The sequence below is a fragment of the Litchfieldia alkalitelluris genome (assembly GCF_002019645.1).
GTDB classification, from domain to species: domain Bacteria; phylum Bacillota; class Bacilli; order Bacillales; family Bacillaceae_L; genus Litchfieldia; species Litchfieldia alkalitelluris.
Genome location: NZ_KV917374.1, coordinates 3,890,961 through 3,916,610 on the forward strand (window position 1 = coordinate 3,890,961; position 25,650 = coordinate 3,916,610).

The following is a 25,650-nucleotide window of genomic DNA, read 5'->3' on the forward strand; positions in this document are numbered from 1 at the left end:
TTTTACACATAAAGCCAGTTTCGGTTTATTTTTTTTATCGATTCTTCTAAAATGGTATTAATTAATGAAAGGATTTTAATATGAAATTACACCTGTTTTTGATAATTATTATAATTGCCCATACTCTTTTGTTTATTAGTTTTTTAAACTTACATTCCTTTTGGATCGTATTTGTTTTCTCTTACTCAGTTTTAACCTATATTGGAATTAAATTCGGTGATCTTCGATATCAAGGGAATTTTTCTAACATTATCCTTCTTGGAGTTTTATCTGGTATAGCACTTTATTTTTTATTTTTTCTTGGCAAAAATCTAACATCTATGCTTTCAAGTGAGCTCCTTGCAGAATTAAATTCATTATATAAATATGTGCAACCTACAGCCACTTGGCATTATCTTTTCCTATTTTTTCTTATCATTCCAGGAGAGGAGATCTTCTGGCGCGGATTTATTCAAACCTCACTACTTAAGTTGCTTAAAAGAAAACATGAAGCTATTGTTATTTCAGCTGGATTTTATGCTACAGCAAACCTGTTTTCAGGAAGTATTATGTTTATTTTTGCTACCTTTATCTCAGGGTTGTTGTGGGGATACCTTTATCAATTGAAACAAAACATTATTCTTAATGTGTTATCTCATACTATATTTAATGTTTTATTATTAATCCTATTTCCCCTGTTTTAGCTTTAAATTCCTTCATCTTGAAATAAATCTTTATAATTTAGCACAAATTACTAATAAGTTTTCGGTTTAGTGTAACTTTTTTAGCTCCTTGTGCTACTAATAAATTGAATATAATGCGACATATTTTTTGAACAATGTCATATCATGAAGACAGGCAAGTATTAATTTAGTAAGACCCGAGGTGAAAAATATGAAAGTAATAAAAATATCATTACATGTTTCGATCCTGTGCGCTGTATTATTCTTCCTAATATCATTCATACCTATAATAAATTTGGCTTTGACTGAAAATAAAATAACAAAATTACCTCTTACGAACTACTATTTCGCTAAAATTGAAACTGGAGAAAAAGATTTTGATGTTTTTAAAGAATACATGGAGAGAAATGGCTGGATTATCACAAGTGATTCTGGCAATACTCATATCTTTGAAAAAGATGGCGACCAAATAGAAATCATCCAAACCCAAGTCAAAACATTATTCATAGATGGTAACATAAATTATCACTACTTAGAGCGAAGATTCTAACAAAGTTCTCTGTAGGGCCCTAATATTTTTAAACGGTAAACGTCCTTTTTAATTTAATTCCCACTTTGGTAAATTAGCGCAGTAAATATAAGCGGAAATTTTCCGGTTAAATGTAGGGATAACGCTCGTTCCGGAGTATATAAGGGGAGGGTTTCCGGTTATCCAAAGAAAAATTAGCCATTTTCACTTTTGTTGAGTCAATAGGCGGAATTTCTCCGTCTATTTAAGCTATTTTCACTGCTAATTGCTAATTAAGGGAAGTTTCTCCGTCTATTTATCAAGTTGGTGCTTAACCTGGTTCCCCCAACCGATAAGAGCGGACCCTTTCGATCCCAGATGCAGGAATCAGCATCTGGGCTTAATTTAGTATATTAGGGCAGTAAAATAAGCGGAAATTTTCCGGTTAAATGCTAGGATCGAGCTCCTTCCGGGGTATATAAGGGGAGTTTTTCCGGTTATCCAAAGAAAAATTAGCCATTTTCGCATTTGTTTAGTCAATAGGCGGAATTTCTCCGTCTATTTAAGCTATATTCGCTAAAAATTACTAATTAAGGGAAGTTTCTCCGTCTATTTATCAAGTTGGTGCTTAACCTGGTTCCCCCAACCGATAAGAGCGGACCCTTTCGATCCCAGATGCTGATTCCTGCATCTGGGCTTAATTTAGTGGCAGTAAAATAAGCGGAAATTTTCCGGTTAAATGCTAGGATCGAGCTCCTTCCGGGGATATAAGGGGAGTTTTTCCGGTTATCCAAAGAAAAATTAGCCATTTTCGCATTTGTTGAGTCAATAGGCGGAATTTCTCCGTCTATTTAAGCTATATTCGCTAAAAATTACTAATTAAGGGAAGTTTCTCCGTCTATTTATCAAGTTGGTGCTTAACCTGATTCTCCAACCGATAAGAGCGGACCCTTACGATCCCCAGATGCAGGAATCAGCATCTGGGCTTATTTGAGTAAATTAGCGCAATAAATATAAGCGGAAATTTTCCGGTTAAATGCTAGGATCGAGCTCCTTCCGGGGATATAAGGGGAGTTTTTCCGGTTATCCAAAGAAAAATTAGCCATTTTCTCATTTGTTGAGTCAATAGGCGGAATTTCTCCGTCTATTTAAGCTATATTCGCTAAAAATTACTAATTAAGGGAAGTTTCTCCGTCTATTATATTGGGTGCTTAACCTGATTCCCCAACCGATAAGAGCGGATCCTTACGATCCCAGATGCAGGAATCAGCATCTGTTTATTGACTAGTTGAGTGAGTACTTTTTTTACTGTCTTGTCACTTAGCTTTAAATACTTTTCAACCTCTATAGGAGAAATGGGTTCACCTTTTCGAGCCGCCAGCCGAAGCACTTCCTTTTCGACTAAGGACAGTGTGGTCTGGTTCAGTTCATCTCCTAGCGAACGGCCAATCACTTGTTGAACAATTTGTTGGCATCGACGAGGATTCTCACTAACTTGGTCATAAGAAAAGCGGATTACAGTCCATCCGTCAATGACCAACTGGTTTTGGCGTTCTAAGCTGTCGGAAAATCGCCACCTGCTTATGTTCTTTAAGTGAGGGCCGTAGCCGTCGATCTCAAGGCATATCCGGATGGTAGGGCGAATATAAGCAAAATCCAAATACCTTTTGTCATCTTGGAAATCATTGACTTCATATTCTGGATGCAGATACCGAAAGTGGTGAAATAAGGGCCACCACACTTGCTTCAAAAACAACATTTCAGCATGTTTGTGACCTTCTTCTAAGCGCCGCAACCGTTCACCAGTTCTTGCCTGCAAGTGAGCATTCATAAAGATCTGGTATTCTTCTTCAAATCCCATAGTATCCCTTCTCCTATCAATAGTCATGTCTTTTACAGGACTCTTAATTTACTATAACAATCAATTATTTAAACAAAAATTAGTGGACAAATACAAAAATTGTTCGGTTAGCCTATTTTACTTAACCCGTTGGGAACAGTTCTTTCCTCAAATTGCTTGTATTTTGGTGTTATCTTCTATGACCTCTTCGATACGTAATCGTAACCAAAATCATATTCAGGAACCCAAATCGCAAGCATCTTTTCCTTATACTTTTCAAACTCATAAGAAAAACCCATGACATCGTCATTTAAATTTCATAATATTAAACTTCAATTAATAGATCCTTTCCATTATTTATTGGTTTGAAGCTTAGATGGATTTTGAAAGTGTTAATGCGAGTAAAAATGGAAGTTAATGTTCTTAGTTGGTGAAATTAAAAGGCAAACACAGTAGATAATATAAGAAGAAAATTAAAGGAAGAATTTGAGGATAGAACTATTTTTAGTTTAATAGTATATTTTTAAATTTGTCAATCGATTTTCATTAAATCGACACTAATGTTCTAAGCATTTTATTAAGGTAACTTTTATACTCTAGCCTCCCCCACCCTTAAGGAGAGGCAGTGGTCTAAGCCTCTATTTACTTCTGATACAGTTCACCCCTATTTTCAGGTTTTTATGGGTAGACTTCCCTCCTTAATTAAATACTAGCACCAGGGGGAATGAAAATGCACCCACTTTAAGAGCTCTAGTGGCATCGGGACACCCTGCACGAGGGAGGCTCCCGACGACTCCCCTACGGTCCCCCGCGAGTGGATCGCAGCACATGGAACTCCACTACCTAGGTTATTTCTGGATAGAAAAAATAGGGATATAGACCTCCCTTTTCTACTATTTATAATACCTTTTATCCAACTGATCTTTCGGAATCATCAATAAAACTAACAATGCCAAACTCATATAACCAAAGATTGGATATAGAATTGAAATCAAAGAACCATACCCTAACAAACTAATGCTATATGCAATAATTAAAATAACAATAACGATGATGATATTCGGTATTCTAATTAATTGTTTTACTTGGCGTTGTAGTCCGAAAATGTCACCAATAACAGATGTGAAAATTTCCCCATAAATAATAATGATATAAAACCAATGTATTGATAAGAAAACACCCTTCATCACCTCTGCCATCGGTATTTCATATTGCACAATATTTGGAAGGGATGAAAGCGAGATATGACTTGTAAATAGTATAAGACCAAGTGCGGCTCCTCCTAAAATCCCTCCCCAAATAATACTTGAATCATGCTTAACTTCCTTGGCCAATGGCACTAACACTGCTTGTGCCATTGCCAAGTTAAAAGCTGTGTATGTAAATGGAGATATGAGCCATTTATATTGATGATTTGAATTCACTTCTAAAAAAGCTATTGAATTACCAGATACTAAAACTTTAACTGCTAAGAGTGTACTAAAAATAATGAGTAAAGGAACAACAAATGTATTTACACTGAATAAACCTTTTACCCCAAATGATAATACACAAATTGCGAGAATCATCGTTATAATTACTCCAAACTGAAATGACAACCCCATCTGTTCATGAAAAACTGCACCAGCACCTGATAACATGACGGAAGTTACACCAATTAGCACTATGAGCATGAACATATTAACTACCAATGCTACTTTTCTTCCAAATAAATACTCGTTAAATTCTTTATATGATTCTGCACGGATTTGTCTTGAAATAATCATCATCTTCGTTCCAAGCCACATAAATAGAAATCCGCTTATCAAGATTCCTAATAAACCAAAGAAACCATATTGAGTGAAGAATTCCACAATTTCTCTCCCTGTAGCGAAACCTGCCCCTACTACTGTCCCTACATAAACTGCTGCTACCTGTAATATCTCCTTTTTCTTTCCAATCACTAATCCACCTCACATACAACACCAATTTTATAGTTAGCCCATTAGTGATATATATGTAACAAATAAATAAATAAGACGAGCATCCAAAACTTCTTTCCTTTTATTCAGGATAATATGTTTGAATAACAGATCATTGTGGTAATTATTTTATTAGAATAATTATCTTCCAAGAATTAGCGATACAAAAAACTTGAAAGTCAAGAAAGGTCAAATTATAATATAATCAAAGGTCAAAAATAGTCAGACCTAATTCAAACAAACTTTTAGAATTGCGTATCTCTATACTTTATATATATTTAAATTTATCTTAAGGAGGACTTTCTCTATGAAATGTCAAGCATGTAAATCAAACGAAGCGACAATTCAACTTAACATTCAATTAAATGATGAGGCGAAGCAAGTTCTTCTATGTGGTGATTGTTATACAAAAGAAAAAAACAACTTTAAAATCCCATCTAACTTCGGTGGATTTTCACACCCATTTGAAGATATGTTCAAAGGCTTCACTTCACAAAACGGAGAACAAGCAGCACAACCTAACCAAGGCAAAAACGGAGGGGGATTCTTAGACCAGTTTGGTCGAAATCTGACTCAAATGGCTAAAGCAGGATTAATCGATCCAGTAATTGGCCGTGATGACGAAGTAGCAAGAATCATTGAGATCTTAAACCGTAGAAATAAAAATAATCCGGTGTTAATTGGCGAACCAGGTGTTGGTAAGACAGCAATCGTGGAAGGATTAGCTCTAAAAATAGCAGCAGGAGATGCACCAAATAAATTACTTAATAAAGATGTCTATTTATTAGATGTGGCTTCTCTAGTAGCGAACACTGGTATTCGTGGTCAATTTGAAGAACGTATGAAACAGCTGATTACAGAATTACAACGTCGTAAAAATGTAATCTTATTTATAGATGAAATTCATCTAATTGTGGGTGCTGGTTCTGCCGAGGGCTCAATGGATGCAGGAAATATTCTAAAGCCTGCTCTTGCTCGAGGAGAGCTTCAATTAGTAGGTGCAACAACCCTCAAGGAATATCGTCAAATTGAAAAGGATGCTGCTCTTGAGCGTCGTTTCCAACCAGTGACAGTACATGAACCATCTGTTGATGAAGCAATTCTTATATTAGAAGGCATTAAATCAAAATATGAGGACTTCCATGAAGTTAAATACACTGATGAAGCTTTACAAGCATGTGTCACACTTTCACAACGATATATTCAAGATCGTTTCTTACCAGATAAGGCAATAGATTTGTTGGACGAGGCAGGATCAAAGAAAAACCTAACATTAAATAAGCCTGATATGACACAAATTCAAGAACGATTAAGAACTATTTCTGCTGAAAAGGAAAAAGCAGCAAGTGAAGAAAACTATGAATTAGCAGCAAAGCTTCGTCATGAAGAAATTTTGCTAGAAAAACAACTCACAAATGCAGAAACGTCAGAAGCAAATGTAATTGTAGAATTAGAGGACATCCAACAAATTATAGAAAAGAAGACTGGGATTCCAGTCGGTAAGCTTCAAGACAATGAACAAGCTAAAATGAAGAACTTGGCTGAGTCGTTATCTTCAAAAGTTATTGGCCAAGAGGAAGCTGTTCAAAAGGTAGCAAAAGCAATTCGTCGAAGCCGTGCAGGATTAAAAGCAAAAGAACGTCCAATTGGTTCATTCTTATTTGTAGGTCCTACTGGTGTTGGTAAAACAGAACTATCTAAATCATTAGCTAAAGAGTTATTTGGTACAAAAGATAGTATGATCAGACTGGACATGAGTGAATATATGGAAAAACATTCTGTCTCAAAAATAATCGGTTCTCCTCCAGGGTATGTAGGACATGAGGAAGCAGGACAATTAACAGAGACTGTGCGACGTAATCCGTATAGCATAATCTTATTAGATGAGATCGAAAAAGCACATCCAGATGTTCAGCACATGTTCTTACAAATACTTGAAGATGGAAGATTAACAGATAGCCAAGGTCGAACAGTTAGCTTTAAGGAAACAGTCATAATAATGACAAGTAATGCTGGTGTCGGAGGATTCAAAAAAATAACAGTAGGGTTTGAAAACACAGGAACAGATGCTTTTAAAGAAAGCAATATCCTTGAGTCTTTAGGTTCATACTTCAAACCTGAATTCTTAAACCGTTTCGATAACATAATCGAATTTAAGCAGCTTGATAAGGACCATTTATTACAAATTGTCGACTTAATGCTAATAGAGCTAAAAGAAACGTTAGAAGAACAAGAGGTTACAATTTCTATAGAAGATGAAGCAAAATCAAAACTCGCAGAGCTCGGTTACCACCCTGCATTTGGGGCTCGTCCATTAAGACGTGTCATTCAAGAGCAGCTTGAAGACCAAATAGCAGATTTATTACTAGATCAGACTGGTGCAACTGATATTACTATTAAAGTAGTTAACGATAAAATTGTTGCAGAAATTGCTTAACGGTGGGGGTCAAGGTATAAGACAAGAATAAACGATAATTGTCGTTTCAAAAAAGGCTTGAGAACTTCTCAAGCCTTTTTCACTTATCCATTATAATTCAGCCTTTTAAAATCTACATGTGTACTACATAGTTTATTACTTACTATAATGATTTTACCTTTTTTACCGGCAATACTATGTTTACTCTTGATGCAAAACTATGAAACATCATTCCTATGATAATTATTAATATACCAATGAATGCCTGTAGACTTGGAATAGCTTCCTGAAGGAATATCATTTCGCCAATAATTACAAATAGGATTTGAGTCGACTGCGTTGCTTCTACTGCTGCAAGTCTTGGTGAGTCATCCTTGACCATATCGGTAGCAAAAAAGAAAAGAACAGTCGCAATTACACCGGAACTTAATGCAACAACAAAGGTTTGTAATACCTGTGATCCGCTTGGTAACCCTTCTGTAAAATAGCCAACCCCTGCTAGTAAAATCCAAAATGGTAATGAAGCAATGGTCATGCCCAATACACGGCTAAATGTATCTATTTTCCCATTACAATGTTCCATCATTTTACGATTTCCTAATGGATAAGCAAAAGCTGCAATAAAAACAGGTAAAATTCCAACTAATAATAATGTAAGAGAGAATCCTTCACTTGCCTGCTGGAGTTGAATAATAATTATCCCCACAAAGATCAAACTAGAAAACATTAGGCCCTTGAGCGGAATTTTCTTTCTAGTTTTATTTATGCCATTTTCTGTTTCTTTAACATCAAAAAAAATGGAAATAGCAAGGATCCCGCTATAATTGTAAATTGCCAAGTTCCAGCTACAAGCCATCCTGGTCCAGATGCAGCTGCAAAGGTAATCGGGCCATAAAACAGACCAAAACCAATAATACTCCAAAGGGTCCAAGTCTTATAGTTTTGCTTTAATTCTATCAATAGTGTCTTCAAATTACCTCTCATCATTACAATTAGAATAAGAAATGGAACCATGAAGAAATATCTTAATGAAGCGCTCCATAACCAGCTTCCACCGGCCAATTCCATCGAACGATTCAATATAAAAGTGACTGCAAAAAATACAGATGAGATAATCCCAATGAAAATTGCCTTCATTACTTTCAACCTCCGTCTCCTCATTGGATAAAAGTATTATACACATTTCCCTACTGATTGGTTAACAAAAAGCATCTACAAAATACTGAGGATTTAAAGGTTCACCTGTTGCTTTTTCAATCTTTTCGTTCCAATGCAAACTAGCACCAGGTTTTAGGAATTTCGAGATGATAAAATGACCAACTTGTTCATTAAAAAACTCCGTAGAGATGTTTGTTTTAATATATTGATGCAATTGTGCTGAAGTTAGTTCTCCAAGTAAATAATTTTGGTAATATACGGGAGCTAACGTAAAGTGAATTTTTGCTGCCCAATCGGGTGCATCACGATTATCTGGTGGTGTCAAATGCTGAATTTCCTTAACAAGCTTCCACCAAAGAGCATTTAGATCTTGTTCTGGATTTTCATATAATTCTTTTTCAAAAAAGACGAAAGTAATAATAAATCGAGCTGCAGCTAACATATTTAATTGTTGATATTTTTTTAGGTTAGGTTTAAGCACTTGAAGTTCTTCACTATCCACTTCTAAAAATGTTTCCAACCATTCCGGTTCATTTACCATCTTGCCAAAGATCATGGCAATTGCTTCAGTCGTTAAAATATGCGAGATTGAACGGAGCAGATAAGGTAATTCTGGATCTACATATTTGTTATATGCAGCATGTCCGAATTCATGTAAGGTTGTCCCCATCCAATAAGCTGTTGGGGTGATATTACATAGAACTCTTGTATCCCCTTCACGGTCAAGATCCATACAAAAGGCTGTTGGATTTTTCCCCTCGCGTGGGAATAAATCACTATTTTCATATAAATTCTTAATATCTATTCCCATTGATTCAAATGTTCTAGTATTTAATTCAATGATGTCTTTGTTCTTAAAAAAACGATCCAAATTGGTTGCTTCTGTCGCAGGTGCACTTTGGAAGAAAGGATCTGAATAATGCCATGGACGCAAATCTTTCACGTCTAGATTAAACCTACTAGCTAGGTTTAAGTCTAGCTCGTTCTTTAATTCTCGATAAACTGGATCAGACAACTTTAATAACTGATTAAACGATGCAAACACTTCATCTCGATCTAATTCTTGCAACTCAAAAGCCATTTGATGATGATTGCCATAACCTAATATTTTTGCAGCTTCATTTCGTTTTCTTATCAGTTCAAGCAATTGTTGTTCAACAACTTGTCCAACTTCTTTACTGGCCTTCCAGGCAAGTTCTCTTTCTCTATTATCAGTCGAATTAACTAAAATCTCACGGATATCGTTTGCAGATAATCCCTTTTCATCCACTTTTGGCACATATGTATTAAATAAAAAATTCAGTTCAGCAGAACGTTTAGAGAGATCCATTAATATATCTTCAGATAATTGATTTTGCTTCATCTCATTCTTTAACTTTAATAACTGTTTTCTTTCATAACGTGTAAGGGATGTATTTAACAGGTGTTCGATTTGCTCATAACGTTTAGAATCAGACAAGAAGGAATTCAATGCTCCTTCGGCTTCGGTCAATCGATCAACCCATTCTTTTTTACCAGTTGTTTGTGCCATCCATGCATTCATTGACATATTGTTTGATAATTTTTTAAGTTTTTCAGTTTGTTCTTCAAGAAATTTTTCTACTATCATGTTTATCCTCCATTGCTACATATATAACAGTTTGTTAACTACCTAAATCGAATAGTCTGAAATTGGTTGTTTTACTAAATAAGATAATACAACTTCCCCTTGTAGTTCCTCATCGATTTGACTAAACCCAATATTTTCATAGAAAGCCCTTGCCACTTTATTTTCTGGAACATAAGATAACCTAATCTCTACACAATCCTGATATGAACTTAACATATTAATAATCAAATTCATAGCTTGTTTTCCATAACCATTCCCTTGAAATTGTTCGCCAATCATTAACCTTGGAACCCAATATCGATCTTCCAGATCATTGGTTGGTATAATCTCAATACAACAAAATCCCACAACATGCTCTCCGTTCACGATAGCATATGGTGTAAGAGCATGATCAACTTTTGATTCAGCAATGGTAAATAGGTTGGAAGCGATAAAATTCATCTGATTCTCCGAAACCTTTAAGCGTACACACTGTCTAAAATTAGATAAGTTTACCTCTTGTAACGAAAGATTAGATTCCATTCTACTCCTCCTATATGATTTCAATAAGACGCTATGATAACACCAAAAAAATTACATAATAGTTTAATAAGCTTGTCATTCTTATTAGTTATCATTATATGAAAATATAATATGTAATATGTCACTGCTATCTTTATTGAATATTTCACTAGTCACCCTTTGTGAATAAATATTGGCACCATATTTGAGTCAAAAATAATGATATTGACTCCGTCTATGTCTATCCTGAAAAAAGAAATGCGGAAGGCGCTCGTTCATCGGCGACAGGCATAAGGCGAGACTGCTAGAAGGTTGTTCTTTAACCTTCTAGCAGGATTGACTTAGACCTGAGAGCCGATAGCGCCTGGAGCTAGACACTAAGCTAAGTATAATTTTTCATACTCCATGGTGCTAATTTTAATTAGCATAGATGTCTACCCTGAAAATAACTTTGGTTGTGGAGTTCCATGAGCTGCGATCCACTTGCTTTCCGCGGGGTGGTCCGTGAGCCTCCCTCGTCGCCAGGAGCGGGATGCTGCGGGGTCTCACGAGACCACTGGATCCCGCAGGAGTCAAGCGGCTCTCCGCTCATTCCACATTGAGGAGGAAACATTTTTTCATACACCATGGTGCGAATATTCATTAGCATTGACGTCACCCTGAAAATAACTTAGTTAGCGGAGTTCCATGAGCTGCGATCCACTTGCTTTCCGCGGGGTGGTCCGTGAGCCTCCTCGTCGCCAGGGGCAGGCTCCTGCGGGGTCTCACGCTGACCGCACTCCCACAGGAGTCGAGTGGCTTTTCTCTCATCCCACACTGAGTGAGTACACTATTTTCATTCTCCATGGTACGAATATTCATCTAGCATAGAAGTCTTTCTCACATACTCCAAGTGCCTACTTTAAGATTAAGTATTGAAAAAAAAAGCCCCTAAGAAAGGCTTAATCTTCTAGAATCATAATTATTATTTAGCAATAGTCTCAACCAATAAGTTATTTCGGTTGACCAAAACACTATGATCATCAAATATGGCTCTATTTCTACCTTGATGTTTAGCTACATATAGTAACTCATCAGCTTTTTTCACTATATCTCCTGCATCTTCATTCCTATGTTTAGAAACACCAAAGCTCATTGTCACCCTATAAATTTCTCCGTTTTGTACTAACGACACATTTGAAAGCTCTTGGTAAATAGCTAAGATCATTTTTTTGACTTTTTCTTCAGAAGAATCCTGGATAATCAAAGCAAATTCTTCTCCACCATATCTAAATGCCAGACCAGATTTTGTAGGTATGGTGCTGCTTAAAATATTTCCTATCTCCTTTAAAACCTCATCTCCTGACACATGACCAAATTTATCATTAATTTCCTTAAAGTAGTCAATATCTGTCATACATAAATAGAAAGACTTCCTACTAGCAATCACTTTTTTCAACTCTTGCTGGAATGTACGATGATTAAATAAACCTGTTAAGTAATCCTTCACAACAAGCTCGTGAAATTCTTTCTTTTCCCTTAGATGAGTTCTTTCACGATACGTGATCAAAGCTCCAAAAAGACCGACAATTAATAAAAAGCCTATATTTAAGTAATAATGAAAGCTTGCATGTATATCGGAAAACTGACCTTTTAGTAAAACCACCAGGGTAAAACCTATCAGTATCGCAAATGTGGACAATAATGCTCCCCTTATACTCCAATAGATTGTTGCATGCATGATAATAAGAAATGCAATTGGAAATAATGGACTATTTGCTCCGTCAGTTAAAGCAACAAGCCATATTAATGCCATATAATCAAATAATATTCCTAAATGTAGTATCCATGTATTGATTGATTTTTCTTTTGCCAATTTATATAAAGCAATTTGAGTAACGGTCATATAAATTAATCCAATAACAAGTAATACATGAAATGAATACTTTTCAAACTGTAAAAGAGCTGATAATTCTGGATGATAAAACAAGAATACGACTGCGATTAAAAAGATCCACCGTAATAGTGAAAAAATAAATTCCGTTTTATAATCATTTAAGATCAGAGACTGTTTCATTATGTCTATATCTCCATTTACTATTTTTAAGCTGTTTATATAGCATGCAAACTACTAGTAATTATTTGGTAATTTTCTTCATATAGATTACCGAGGTGATCTCATGTCTTTCATGTCAAAATCATTACTATTAATCTCTCTAATTATACTTTTTTTTAATGCTTTTCCTAGTGGGTATATCATATATCAGATCCAACTAGGAGATCTTTATGGTAATATTTTATTTATTTTTTCCTGTTTACTAGGTGCTGTCATCGCCTCTTTTGTTGAAGAGGGAGACAAGCACACTCGTTTTTATTCATTATTTTGCATGATTAGCAACATCATAGTTGCGTTCTATCCTCTATATATGGTCTTTTCATCTAAACATATTTCCCCTTACTTGATGAAATTACTATAGATTCTTTGTAAGGCTCATTTCTGAAAGATTGTTGCTAATCGGTTATACTTTAAAATATAAAAAACCATTTATTTTAGTACTTTGGTTTTAGTTTCGGAAGAAAAGACGCCAATCTACTTAATTCATTTTTAATAGACCTTTAAAAGCAACAAACTTTACGAAAAGCCTTTGTATATTAATCTTGCGAGGTTAGAATAATTGGCCCATCCTTGGTGATGGCAATGGTATGTTCATACTGAGCAGATAATGAACCATCTACTGTTCGAGCTGTCCAACCATTTGAGTCCATTTGAGAAGGCCAAGCACCTATATTAATCATTGGCTCAATTGTAAAAACCATACCTTCTTTTAACCTTAATCCTTTATTAGGCAAACCGTAATGCGGAACCTCTGGAGGTTCATGTAATGTTGGCCCGATGCCATGACCAATGAATTCTCTGACAACAGAGAACCCTTCAGCTTCTGCATACGTTTGAATTGCATGACCTATATCACCAATCCGATTGCCAATTAGTGAAGCTTCAATTCCTTTATAGAGTGATGTTTTAGTCACCTCTAAAAGCTTGTTCGCTTCATCAGAAACATTTCCAACGGCATATGACCATGCTGAATCGGCAAGAGCACCATTATAATTTACAACCATATCAATGGTTACAATGTCACCAGACTTCAACAACTCTTCTCGTGGAAACCCATGACAAATCTCATCATTAATAGATGCACAAGTAGCATACTTATACCCCTTATAGCCTTTTTGTTCTGGCGTTGCACCATGTTTTGATAAGAACTTTTCAACCAATTCATCAATATATAGTGTCGATATACCGGGTTGAACAACTTGTGCAATTTCTTTATGACATTCTGCGAGAATTTGACCAGCTTCCTTCATTAATTCAATTTCTCTTTCAGTTTTTAAATGTATCATTTTTAACACCTTCTATTTCTTATTTCCTAACCTTCTCTTTAGGACTAGGACTTTTTTACAAGAAAAGGCGAGAACAGAAACTGATTACTCGCCCTCTTCTTATTCTATTATAGGTCTTTATCTTCGATGCTTGTTAACCAAGCTTCAATTTCTCCAACAACAGATTTAACTGTACCATTTTCAAAGGGTGAAAGTAAATTCGCTACTTCAACTAGCTCAGTAAATGGTTTACTACCTCCCTCTTTGCATAAAACCAAGTAATCATTCCAGGCCTGTTTATGATTTTCTCTTGATTTTTTCCAAAATTGAAAAGCACAAATTTGAGCAAGCGTATAGTCAATGTAATAAAATGCTGTTGTATAAATATGGCTTTGACGCTGCCAGAAGCCTCCATTTTCAAGATACATATTTCCATCATAATCTCGATCTGGCATATATTTCTTCTCAATTTCTCTCCAAGCTTGATTACGTTCAGCTGGTGTTACTTCTGGATTCTCATAAACGAAATGTTGGAATTCATCTACAGCTACTCCATATGGAAGGAAAATAAGAGATTCACTAAGATGTGCAAACTTATATTTATCAGTATCTTCCTCAAAGAAAAGTTCCATCCATGGCCATGTAAAGAACTCCATACTCATCGAGTGAATTTCACATGCCTCATATGTTGGCCAATTATATTCAGGAACCTCAAAATGTCTGCTTGAATATACTTGGAAAGCATGACCCGCTTCATGTGTTAACACATCTATATCACCTGATGTACCATTAAAATTCGAAAATATATAAGGTGACTTATAATCTTCAATATATGTACAATATCCTCCACTTGCTTTTCCTTTTTTCGCTACTAGATCCATCAGATTGTTGTCAATCATAAAATTAAAGAATTCATTTGTCTCAGGTGAGAATTCTTCATACATTTTCTTACCATTATCAATAATCCATTCTGGACTTCCTTTAGGAGCTGCATTTCCCGAACTAAATTTAAATGCTTCATCATAATATTTTAAACTCTCCAGACCGATACGATCAGCTTGGCGTTTTCTTAGTTCAACTGCCAAAGGAACAATATACTCTTTTACTTGATTTCGAAAATTCGCAACCATTTCTGCAGTATAATCTGTACGTCCTAATCTTGCATAACCTAGTTCGATGAAATTATTATAGCCTAACTTCTTCGCAATAGTTGTTCGTACCTTAATCAACTTATCATATATTTCATCGAATTGCTCTTGGTGCTCTTTAAAAAAACCAAACCTTGCTTCATTTGCCTTCTCACGAACAGAACGATCTCTTGATTCTCCAAAAGGCTGCAACTGTGCTAAAGTACGCTCTTCACCTTCAAATTGGATTTTTGCTGATGCAACAAGTTTTGTGTACTCTGAAGCAAGCTTGTTTTCTTTTTGAAGGTCCTCAATTACCTCGGGTGCAAACGTTTTTAATTGTGTTTCTGCAAGAGCAAACAGTTGATTCCCCCATTTCCCTTCGAGTTCTGAACGAAACTTTGAGTTAACAAGTGCTTCATAATATTTAGATACAAGTCCTTGAACTAATGGCTGTATTTCGTCTAAATAATCTTGCTCTTCCTTATAGAATTCATCGTTTGTATCAACTGTATGTCTAATGTAGCAAAGGTTAAATACTGTACTTACCTTATTACGAATCGTATTAATCTCTTGCATTGCTGAATTTTGTTCCTCTAAAGTTTGGGCATGTGAAAATTTTTCAATTGCACTTGAAAATTCCTCTTCAACCTCTTCCATATTTGGTCGAGTATACGTAAAATCATTAAAATTCATATTATTCCCTTCTTTCCTTGAGCTAACATACTCTATGTTTTCTTTTAACTAGAAAATAATTCAGTTCCTTACTACTATGTATGATCTAACCTAAATTTCTAATCACTAGTATATTCTACATTGAACTTAATAATCCTTTAGAACGTTTACTAGAAAATAATACTCTTTATTAAATTACACTTAAGATAATAGCTCATTTTGTCGATATAAAGAATATAATTAGGATAGTATAATTTTTTTCACATTCTCAATCTAGCGAAAATTTTAATGAAGGTTTGGTGAAACGATGGATAAAGCATCTCTAATAGGAATCATTCTAGGTGTATTAGCAGTTGGTATAGGGATGGTATTTAAAGGGGTAAGCCCTGTTGCATTAGTGAATCCTGCAGCTATTTTAATTATCTTGGTCGGTACGGCTGGCGCTGTTACGATTGCCTTTCCAATGAATGAAATTAAAAAAGTACCTCAACTTTTCGGCATCTTATTTAAAGAGACAAAGATCATCTCTATAGAAGAATTAATACCGATGTTTACCGATTGGGCCACAGTAGCTCGAAAAGAGGGATTACTTGCGTTAGAGGCAAAAGTGTCTGAAATTGATGATGAATTTCTTCGAAACGGATTAAGTATGGCTGTAGATGGACAAAGTGCAGAGTTCATTCGTGATGTGATGACAGAAGAAATCGAAGCAATGGAAGAGAGGCATCAAGCAAGTGCGGCTATTTTTACACAGGCGGGTACTTATGCACCTACACTTGGTGTATTAGGAGCAGTTGTAGGACTTATTGCTGCTTTAGGTAATATGGCAGATACTGAAGCATTAGGTCATGCCATCGCTGGTGCTTTTATTGCCACTTTACTAGGGATATTTACGGGATATGTATTATGGCATCCCTTTGCAAATAAACTAAAAAGAAAATCAATGGTGGAGGCAAAGGTTCGATATATTATGATAGAAGGGGTCCTCTCAGTTCTTGAAGGACAAGCTCCAAGGGCAATTGAACAAAAACTATTAACTTACTTATCTATCAAAGATCGACAAAAAGTAATGTCTGAAGGTGAAGTAATCAATGGCTAGGAAGAAAAAGCATAAGCATCACGAAGAACATGTGGATGAATCGTGGCTTATTCCATATGCCGACTTGCTAACATTATTATTAGCACTTTTCATCGTTCTTTTCGCAGCAAGTACTGTTGATCTTCAGAAATTTCAAGCGATAGCCAACTCCTTTAATAATGCTTTTATAGGTGGAACTGGAGTATTAGACTATGAAAGACCTGTTCCTGAGCCTGTTAATCCGCAACCTAGTCCAAGTGACATCCCGGAGAAAGAGGAAGAGAAAGAGGAAGAACGAAACGATGAAGAAAAACGTAAAGAGGCAGAGAGAGAAGAGTTGAAAAACTTACAGGATAAAATTAATGGTTATATTAGCAGGAATAACCTTGAATTGGAACTTCAAACAAAACTCATAGACGACGGATTGCTCGTTACACTTCATAATGATACTTTTTTTGATTCTGGAAGCGCACAAGTACGTGGAGACGATGCAAAGCTAGCTAAAGAAATTTCACAACTGCTCGTAATGAATCCTCCTAGAAATATTGTCGTTAGTGGACATACTGATAATGTACCAATACGAAATAGCCAATATGATAACAATTGGCACTTAAGTGTTATGAGATCTGTAAATTTTATGAAAATTCTCCTTGAAAATACTAAGCTAAATGCTCAAAACTTTAGTGCAAAAGGGTTTGGAGAATTTAAACCTGTTTCATCAAACGATACTTCTGATGGAAGAAGAAAAAATAGACGAGTTGAAATTTTAATTCTACCAAATAACTAATAACACTCAGCAGATGCCAAGTTACCTAATAGGTAGCTTGGCATTTTTCTCTGAGATTAAGAAATAACTTTCCAATTATGATTTAAGCTAGCTTTAATGATTCCTCTTTCAATGATATAAGAAGCTAGTAGTTCTGAAACATCTTGATTAATTTCCTTAACAACTTCTCTTTCCTTGAACATTGTATACTGCCCACCACCAGAAGCCCTATAGTTGTTCATCACAACGTGATATTCAAAATTCATACCAAGAGGCTCCCCGTTTTGTTCAAGCTTAGTCACCCTACTTCCTATTGGTTTAGAAATATCTAAAATATAGTTAATTCCCTCCCACATATCATAATTATAATGCTGAGGCTTCGGTGTGATAAACTTCGGATTCACTTCAATTTCTTTAGAATTATTAACAATGAAGTAAGTAGCACTTAACTCCAGTGCTTTTTTTATATCCTCACCTTTTAGTTTGAGCACTTTTAATGTATTAGGATATATATAATTTGAAACAACATCGCGCATCGTTATTTTCTCTTTAAATCCAATTGAAGCATTGTTAAATAAAGATGTACAAGAAATTTCTGCACCTGAAATTTCCATTTGCATTTTATTTATAAATTCAATATAGGGATGATCTTTTAATCGAACAGATAGAGGGTCTTCTATTTTCATATCTCCCTCAACTGTTCCTATAAAATTGTCTAGCCAGTCTTGTGTTTCTCTTTCATATTCACTTATTAATTCAACGATTTCATTATCAGCTAGAACAGATTCACACGATATAATTTCGGAAGAAATATCGTCAATGTGATTTTCTCCAGGATCTTGAGTTAAAGTTATTTCTACCTTTCCTACGTTTGCTCCATTCATACCAGGTTGAATAACTGTTGTATTGTCAATCATCCCTGATATTTCTCTATGTTGGTGTCCAGTAAAAAGAACGTGGATCCCTTCAACCTCTTTGCATATTTGAAAGCCCTGATTTTCACCAGTAGGTTCTTCAGTCAATTCACCTGATATAAGATCCCTTTCAAAACCTCCATGATATGACACAATCAAGATATCTGGATTTTCCTTTGCTATTATTTCTGATACCCATTGCTTTGTAGCATTGAGAGTGTCTATGAATTTTAAGCCTGCTATATGAGATGGTTCTTCCCAGCTGGGGATAAAGTGGGTCGTTACTCCTAAGATTGCTAGTTTGACGTCTTCTATCATCTTGATAATATAAGGTTGTCCAAAATATGGGGTATTCTTTTCGGCATCGATAATGTTTGCTGAAAGCCAAGGAAAACAACTATTTCCTACTGCCTCATGAAGAACATTTAAACCATAATTAAACTCATGATTCCCAATAACTGCAGCATCATATCTTAAGTGATTTAGTATTTTAATCATTGGATTTTCATTATTATTTTTATTGTGGACATAGTTAAATGTTAATGGTGTTCCTTGTATCAAATCACCATTATCTATTAAAATAACGTGTTCGCTTGTCTTTCTTTCCGCTTTAATAATAGTGGATACTTTCGCAAGTCCATGGTGAACTTCTCTATTATCTCCATATTGAATAGGTAAAACGTTGCCATGAATATCACTCGTGGCAAGAATAGTGATTGAGACTTTTTTCTTATCCATGATGTACCACCTTACTTTTCTTAAAAAAATTCTTACTAATATATTTTAAACAATTCTGTTTAGTTTCATTAATTACAAGCTTTATTCTTATTTTCCCTTTAAAAAAAGTACCTATCAAACACTTTCGTTAGTGTAGAATAGGTACTTTTTGATTTACTATTTAAATAGCTAAAATTTCTTCGACACGATGAATTGCTTCAAAACTCAATTCAATATCAGAGGCTTTAACATTAGCTTCAATCTGTTCAGGATTCGAAGCTCCGACTAGTGTGCTAGAGACATTATGCTGTCTTAGAATCCATGAAAGTGCCAATTCAGGTAACGTAATACCCAATTCCAATGCTAACGCTTCCAACCGGTCTAATTTTGTAAGAACAATATCATTAATGATTTTTCTTACCCAAGTATTTACTTGTGTATTTGCACCTCTACTATCCTCAGGAATCTTTCCGCCTTTATATTTACCAGTTAAGACTCCTTGTGCTAGAGGTGAAAAAACTACTTGACCTATTCCACTTTTTTCACAAAGAGGAATAATTTCATCCTCTATATCTCTATGAAACATATTATACTGTGGCTGATTCACAATAATTCGATCAAGCAAATATTTATCAGCGATAGACACAGCTTCTTGTATCTGTGCTGCAGACCATTCACTTACCCCTGCATATAATGTTTTTCCTTGCCTTATTAAATCATCAATTGCTTTTAGTGTCTCATCAACAGGTGTCTCTGAATCATAACGATGACAATAAAAGATATCAACGTATTCTAGGTCCATCCTCTTTAAACTGTTATTTAGTTGTTCGATAATATGTTTACGCGATAATCCTTTATCATTTGGTCCCTCACCCATAGCACCAAATGCCTTTGTGGTTATTACATATGACTCTCTTGGAAACTCTTTTAAAGCTGAAGAAAGGATCCTCTCCCCTTCACCTTTTTCATATACATTTGCGGAATCAAAAAAGTTTACACCTAACTCATAAGCTTTATGTATCGTTTTAATAGCAGTTTCTTCATCTACAGTTTTTCCGAACGTTAACCAACTACCTAAGCTGATTTCACTAACCTTTAATCCTGAGCGACCTATTCTGCGATATTTCAAAATGCAACCTCCTTTGGGTACAATAATCAATGTTCATGTATACCTTTACAGAGAAATTTATCAGAAATTTCTGATTAAGTAAAGGGTATGGCCCGGGAAATATATGGTCGAAATTTGTTGAAATTTATTTTTTAACGGGATTAGGCTTTAGTAGTTTGGGAGATTCTTCTGATTAATTCTGAACTTATTCTAGCTCTCGGACACAGAAGAATCTGGAAATTAGAGGAGTTTGAATAATAATCTATTAACTGTTATGAATTATGAAGTTTATATCTAGAACCATAGAAAAACAAGATCGTTTGTTTTATATACTTCTGGAAGGACCTTGTTTGTGTTTTCTTGTTGTTTGATATCCGGTGATACTGATTAATCAGTTCGTCCAACTCTTGACTAATTCTTATAGTCTTTACACTCGTAAAGCCTTCTACTTTTGCCGTTGCAATCATTTCTTGTCGTTTAGTACTTATATCATCCCTTAAACCTAACAGATGATTTTTCACATGCATTGCCATCTCGTCAACCCCTTAGATTACCTAAACAAAATACTCACCTAGCGATTATCACAAATAAAATAAAGCTTGTAAATAGAATCGCAATATTAGACAAATTTCACTCCGGATATTTTTGTCCAATTTATGAAACGCCTTTTAAATAGAGGTGGAAGTAACTATTTTATTACTTTTTTACTAGGTTATTTCACTGATTGTCGAATTTTGGAGAGGTGTTTATAGTACTTTAGATGCGTTTTTTAGGAATCTACTAAATCATCCTTATCTTTCAAACAACAACTTACCGGAAAACTATATTTTATACAGGATTTCCCAATGTTAAAATTGTCATAAAAAAAACAATGACATTTCGGATAGAAAAAGATACTATATCAAAGTAAAGATATGCGATCATGTTTTATTCGGAGGAATTTCCATTGCAATCAAAATATTATGTACTGTTACTTTTAACTAGCTTCCTATGGGGAGGAAATTTCGTTGCTGGAAAATTCCTAGTTAATCATGCATCACCCTTATTTCTTACTGAACTTCGTTGGATTATAGCATTGATTTGTTTAATTCCTATTGTTTTATATTTTGACCGCTCACTACGTTTTCCAAGAGCTGCTCTTGTCCCTTTAGTACTTATGGGATTAACCGGAGTTCTATTATTTAATGTCTTAATGTTCATTGCATTAAAATACACAACTGCGGACAATGTTGGGCTATTATCAACGCTTAATCCAATATCAATTGCAATTGCTTCTTTTTGTTTTTATCGGGAAAAATTATCTAAATCACAATTAGCTGGAATGATGATTTCTTTTGCTGGTATATTTGTTGTGATTTCTCATGGAGATATTTATAGATTAGTTAATTTCCATTTTAATATTGGTGATTTATTTATGTTAGGGGCAGTTGCCATTTGGGGTCTTTATTCAGTGGTAGCAAAAAAAGCGATGCGTTATGTTTCACCATACAAAGCAACACTATGGTCAGCTATTTTTGGAGTAATTATGATTTCGCCATTTATTATAAATGACCATACCATCTCTTCACCCACACCATCTTTTTGGATTGCTGCTCTTTACTCATCCATAGGTGCAACAGTTCTTGCGATGATTTTTTGGAATATCGGAGTACAAAAAGTAGGGGGAACAAAATCCGGAATGTTTCTTAACTTTAATCCCATCTTCACTGCGATTTTAGCATTTATCTTCCTAGGTGAAAAACTTACACTTACTCAATTCATCGGTAGTATTGTTGTGATACTTGGTGTGTATATTTTTACAGCCCCCAAAAAGTCATTTCTGAAGATTCCAACCACTAAAGCCAGAACTCATTAAGAAAAGTACTCCGACACCTGTCCATCTGCGGAGGCCTTATTCGTAAAAAAGTGCTATGAAGCTTAATTGCTTCAATAGCACTTTTTGTTATTTGATTTGATCCACATGCGTTACGCGAAACTCTTTTTCTTCAAGTTTTTGGACAATCTTCTTAAGTCTTTCCTCGCTTATGTCACCTGGTAGGTTCAGTATAATTCTTCTTAGATACTTTTCACCATTATCAAGAGTTAATAAACCATCAATATTAATGTCCTTAATTAGTGTAACTAAATCCTTAATAGCACCCTTATGTTCTATCGTTGCAATTGTTAGTGTATATCCACCCGTTTTCATTCCAAAAGAATCCTCAAGAACATCCATTACATTTGCATGAGTAATAATTCCAATAAATTCGTCTGATTGATTTAATACAGCAATAAATGGTAATCTTCGAATTGTCAAGAATGTTTTAAAGAAGGAGTCTTCCTCAAAAATAAAAGCATCTTGATTTTTGATTAAAGGTTGGATTGGATCCACTTCAGTTCCTTTCTTCTCATATAAATACTCTAATAAATGGACTTTGTAAATAAGACCTATAAATTTTGTTCCACCATCCGCTAAAACAGGGATAGATCGGTAGCCCGTTTCCTTTAGATACTCATAAGCCTGTCCTACTGTGAAGCTTTCATCACAATGTTTCACTTCTGATTTATCTACAAAATTATAACGAATTTTCATGATTCCACTCCTCTCTATATGTATATTTTACCTTTTATTTGTAATTACGCATAGAGTGATAATTACAAATATGTTAAATTATGAACAATCCCTCCACTTAATTTCTTAGAATTTGAAGTGGTGGTTTTCAGAGTATTACTTCAGCGTTAATCTAGATTACATCAAATGAATTTCTCCCATGCTTAATCCGCTTACCTAAATACAAGCTATATACTGTTAAAACAAATCAAGTGCTTTAATTCTAGAAGCAGCTTCTATCAGTCTCTCTTCACTAGTTAATAAACCCACTCTTACATACCCTTCACCATGGGTACCAAAACCAATACCTGGTGCTACAACCACATGAGCTCTTTCTAGGAGTAGATCTGAGAAGCTTTCTGAAGTATATCCATGAGGCACCTTTAACCATGCAAAGAAAGATCCTTCGGGTGCTTTAACTTCCCATCCGATTTCCCGCAACGAAAGTATAAATGTGTTTTTTCTTTTTTCATATAACGATACAAGTTCGTGAACACATTCTTGCGATTCCAATAAAGCTGTTGCAGCGGCCTCTTGTATCGCACCAAATAGACTTACATACATATGATCTTGTAGCAAATTAATGGCTTCAATGACACTTTCATTTCCTACAGCAAAACCTACTCTCCAGCCAGCCATATTGTAAGTCTTCGATAGTGTGTATATTTCTATCCCAACTTCTTTTGCGCCTTTTGACTCAAGAAAACTTATCGGCTTTTTGCCATTAAACCCAACTGCTCCATAGGCAAAGTCATGGACAACACACAAATCATTTTTTTTAGCAAATGACACCGTTTCTTCAAAAAATTCTTTCGTTGCAATAGCACCTGTCGGGTTATTTGGGTAATTTAATAATAATAATTTAGCTTGATTTACAACCTCTTGAGATAATCTCGAATAATCTGGTAGAAAATTATTCTCTTCTAGCAACGGCATATACTCCATTTTTCCATGAGCAAGTTCAATACCCGACCAATAGTCCGGATATCCAGGGTCTGGAACAAGTGCTACATCTCCTGGATTCATAATACATTGAGGAATTTCGACTAAGCCTGCTTTCCCACCGAAAAGGATTGCAATTTCTTTTTCCGGATCTAACTCCACACCGTATTCTCTTTTATAAAACGACACTACGGCATCTTTGAGGAAGCCGTGACCTCTAAATGGAGAATATTTATGATGAATTGGTTGCTCCGCAGCCTGTTGTAAAGATGATACTATATGGGCTGGAGTTGGTTGGTCTGGATTTCCTTGACCTAAATTTATAACATCGTGACCCTCCGCAACGACTTTTCCAACCTTTTGAACTAAAGATGCAAAAAATTGCTTTGGTAATCTTTTTAGTAGATCCGATTGTTCAAATTGTTTCATTTCCACACATCCTCAAATAATTCTTGAAATTCTAGTCACAAATCATATATTGTTAATTACAACTTGTAAAGTAAAATTTTTCAGGAGGAGACCTGACATGGATTTAAAAGTAGCTTGTATACAGTTCGATATAGTATTCGGGAAACCAATTGACAATATAAATATTGTTAAAGAAAGAATTACGGCGCTTATGACCTCCGGCATGAATATTGATGTCATAGTTCTACCAGAGCTTTGGACAACTGGTTATGATTTAACGAGACTAGATGTAATTGCTGATGAAAACGGTAAGACAACCATTGATCTGATGAAACAGCTTGCGCTGAAATATAATGTGAATATTATTGCTGGGTCCATTGCAAAAAAGACTTCTGCTGGTGTTACAAACACGATGCTAGTCTTTAATCGAAAAGGTGACAGTATTGGAGAATATAGTAAACTTCATTTATTTCAGCTCATGGATGAACATCATTATCTTGAACCTGGAAAAGATAAAGGTCTATTTGAAATCGATGGGATTAAGACTGCAGGAATGATTTGTTATGATATTAGATTTCCAGAATGGATACGATCTCATACGACTCAGGGTGCTGAAATCGTGTTCGTTGTTGCAGAGTGGCCACTACCACGCCTTGCACATTGGAAAACTCTCTTAATTAGTAGAGCCATCGAAAACCAATGTTATATTGTGGCTTGTAACCGTGTTGGGAAAGATCCTAATAATGAATTTGCTGGGCACTCGCTTATCATTGATCCATGGGGCGAAGTCATAGCTGAGGCTGGTACTGAAGAATCAATTATTACAGCACATCTTGAGCTTGAAAAGGTAGCTAATGTTCGAAAACAAATTCCAATTTTTCAAGATCGTCGGCCTGCTTTATATGAATAATAGTTATCATGATCTACCCTAAAAACGACTTTGGTTGTGGAGTTCCATGAGCTACGATCCACTTGCTTTCCGCGGGGTGTTCCGTGAGCCTCCCGTCGCCAAGGGCGGGCTTCTGCGGGGTCTCACGAGACCACTGGATCCCGCAGGAGTCAAGTGGCTCTCCGCTCATTCCACACTGAGGAGGAAACATTTTTTCATACACCATGGTGCGAAATACTTATTTAGCATAGATGTCTCCCCTGAAAAAAGAAGTGCTGAAGGCGCTCGTTCATCGGCGACAGGCATAAGACAAGACGGCTAGAAGGTTGCTCTTTAACCTTCTAGGGTGGATTGACTTAGACTTGAGAGCCGATAGCGCCTGAAGCTAGACAACTAAGCTAAGTATAATTTTTCATACTCC

The 25,650-nt window shown here is 35.4% G+C and carries 19 protein-coding genes and 1 pseudogene; 7 read left to right on the top strand and 13 right to left on the bottom strand.

Annotation, left to right across the window (positions count from 1 at the left end):
• Positions 1-98 precede the first annotated feature (98 nt).
• The gene (locus BK579_RS18175) at positions 99-683 is read left to right on the top strand and encodes a CPBP family intramembrane glutamic endopeptidase (protein WP_204524735.1); all 585 of its coding nucleotides are present in this window, start codon (positions 99-101) and stop codon (positions 681-683) included.
• 190 nt (positions 684-873) lie between these two features.
• Positions 874-1,212 (top strand): hypothetical protein, encoded by a 339-nt coding sequence (locus BK579_RS18180; protein WP_078547900.1) that lies wholly within the window; start codon positions 874-876, stop codon positions 1,210-1,212.
• Between the two features lie 1,156 nt (positions 1,213-2,368).
• On the opposite strand, the gene BK579_RS18185 is transcribed toward BK579_RS18180, so the two are convergent.
• Both BK579_RS18185 and BK579_RS18190 read right to left on the bottom strand, forming a co-directional pair.
• Positions 2,369-3,031, bottom strand: a complete 663-nt coding sequence (locus tag BK579_RS18185; RefSeq protein WP_078547902.1) for a hypothetical protein — start codon at positions 3,029-3,031, stop codon at positions 2,369-2,371.
• 872 nt (positions 3,032-3,903) lie between these two features.
• The gene (locus BK579_RS18190; protein WP_078547904.1) at positions 3,904-4,953 is read right to left on the bottom strand and encodes a YkvI family membrane protein; all 1,050 of its coding nucleotides are present in this window, start codon (positions 4,951-4,953) and stop codon (positions 3,904-3,906) included.
• Between the two features lie 325 nt (positions 4,954-5,278).
• Between BK579_RS18190 and BK579_RS18195 the strand changes: the two genes are divergently transcribed.
• Positions 5,279-7,408, top strand: a complete 2,130-nt coding sequence (locus BK579_RS18195; protein WP_078547906.1) for an ATP-dependent Clp protease ATP-binding subunit — start codon at positions 5,279-5,281, stop codon at positions 7,406-7,408.
• Between the two features lie 142 nt (positions 7,409-7,550).
• Here the strand turns inward: BK579_RS18195 and BK579_RS18200 are convergent.
• The 6 genes and pseudogenes from BK579_RS18200 to BK579_RS18230 all read right to left on the bottom strand — a co-directional run bounded on the left by BK579_RS18200 (position 7,551) and on the right by BK579_RS18230 (position 15,838).
• Positions 7,551-8,524 (bottom strand): annotated as a pseudogene (locus tag BK579_RS18200) (DMT family transporter).
• Positions 8,525-8,585: 61 nt separating this feature from the next.
• Positions 8,586-10,154, bottom strand: coding sequence for a M2 family metallopeptidase (locus BK579_RS18205; protein WP_078547908.1), 1,569 nt, complete (start codon positions 10,152-10,154; stop codon positions 8,586-8,588).
• 42 nt (positions 10,155-10,196) lie between these two features.
• Positions 10,197-10,676 carry a GNAT family N-acetyltransferase gene (locus BK579_RS18210; RefSeq protein ID WP_078547909.1) on the bottom strand — a complete coding sequence of 160 codons (480 nt, stop codon included), beginning with the start codon at positions 10,674-10,676 and terminating at the stop codon, positions 10,197-10,199.
• Between the two features lie 943 nt (positions 10,677-11,619).
• Positions 11,620-12,711: a GGDEF domain-containing protein gene (locus BK579_RS18220; RefSeq protein WP_078547913.1), complete on the bottom strand. Its 1,092-nt coding sequence runs from the start codon at positions 12,709-12,711 to the stop codon at positions 11,620-11,622.
• Positions 12,712-13,286: 575 nt separating this feature from the next.
• Complete coding sequence (map, locus tag BK579_RS18225; protein WP_078547914.1) at positions 13,287-14,036, bottom strand: type I methionyl aminopeptidase; 750 nt, start codon at positions 14,034-14,036, stop codon at positions 13,287-13,289.
• A gap of 107 nt (positions 14,037-14,143) precedes the next feature.
• A complete protein-coding gene (locus BK579_RS18230) occupies positions 14,144-15,838 on the bottom strand; it encodes a M3 family oligoendopeptidase (protein WP_078547916.1) in 1,695 nt (564 codons plus the stop codon).
• Positions 15,839-16,124: 286 nt separating this feature from the next.
• Here BK579_RS18230 and motA point away from each other — a divergent pair, with 286 nt between their 5' ends.
• Positions 16,125-16,916, top strand: a complete 792-nt coding sequence (motA, locus tag BK579_RS18235) for a flagellar motor stator protein MotA (RefSeq protein ID WP_078547918.1) — start codon at positions 16,125-16,127, stop codon at positions 16,914-16,916.
• Positions 16,909-17,682: a flagellar motor protein MotB gene (gene motB, locus BK579_RS18240; protein ID WP_078547919.1), complete on the top strand. Its 774-nt coding sequence runs from the start codon at positions 16,909-16,911 to the stop codon at positions 17,680-17,682. Before motA ends, motB begins: the two co-directional genes overlap by 8 nt.
• A gap of 56 nt (positions 17,683-17,738) precedes the next feature.
• Here the strand turns inward: motB and BK579_RS18245 are convergent, their stop codons facing one another.
• The 3 genes from BK579_RS18245 to BK579_RS18255 form a co-directional block, all read right to left on the bottom strand.
• Positions 17,739-19,316 (bottom strand): bifunctional metallophosphatase/5'-nucleotidase, encoded by a 1,578-nt coding sequence (locus BK579_RS18245; protein ID WP_139365120.1) that lies wholly within the window; start codon positions 19,314-19,316, stop codon positions 17,739-17,741.
• A 157-nt stretch (positions 19,317-19,473) separates the two neighbouring features.
• Positions 19,474-20,421 (bottom strand): aldo/keto reductase family protein, encoded by a 948-nt coding sequence (locus BK579_RS18250; RefSeq protein WP_078547923.1) that lies wholly within the window; start codon positions 20,419-20,421, stop codon positions 19,474-19,476.
• Positions 20,422-20,672: 251 nt separating this feature from the next.
• Complete coding sequence (locus BK579_RS18255; RefSeq protein ID WP_078547925.1) at positions 20,673-20,933, bottom strand: aspartyl-phosphate phosphatase Spo0E family protein; 261 nt, start codon at positions 20,931-20,933, stop codon at positions 20,673-20,675.
• 389 nt (positions 20,934-21,322) lie between these two features.
• Here BK579_RS18255 and BK579_RS18260 point away from each other — a divergent pair, with 389 nt between their 5' ends.
• Positions 21,323-22,255, top strand: a complete 933-nt coding sequence (locus BK579_RS18260; protein WP_078547927.1) for a DMT family transporter — start codon at positions 21,323-21,325, stop codon at positions 22,253-22,255.
• An 87-nt stretch (positions 22,256-22,342) separates the two neighbouring features.
• Here the strand turns inward: BK579_RS18260 and cbpA are convergent, their stop codons facing one another.
• Both cbpA and BK579_RS18270 read right to left on the bottom strand, forming a co-directional pair.
• Positions 22,343-22,972 (bottom strand): cyclic di-AMP binding protein CbpA, encoded by a 630-nt coding sequence (gene cbpA / locus BK579_RS18265; RefSeq protein WP_078547929.1) that lies wholly within the window; start codon positions 22,970-22,972, stop codon positions 22,343-22,345.
• A 216-nt stretch (positions 22,973-23,188) separates the two neighbouring features.
• Positions 23,189-24,361, bottom strand: a complete 1,173-nt coding sequence (locus BK579_RS18270; protein WP_078547931.1) for a pyridoxal phosphate-dependent aminotransferase — start codon at positions 24,359-24,361, stop codon at positions 23,189-23,191.
• A 97-nt stretch (positions 24,362-24,458) separates the two neighbouring features.
• On the opposite strand from BK579_RS18270, the gene BK579_RS18275 reads away from it, so the two are divergent.
• The gene (locus BK579_RS18275) at positions 24,459-25,250 is read left to right on the top strand and encodes a carbon-nitrogen family hydrolase (protein WP_078547933.1); all 792 of its coding nucleotides are present in this window, start codon (positions 24,459-24,461) and stop codon (positions 25,248-25,250) included.
• The last annotated feature ends 400 nt before the right edge of the window (positions 25,251-25,650 follow it).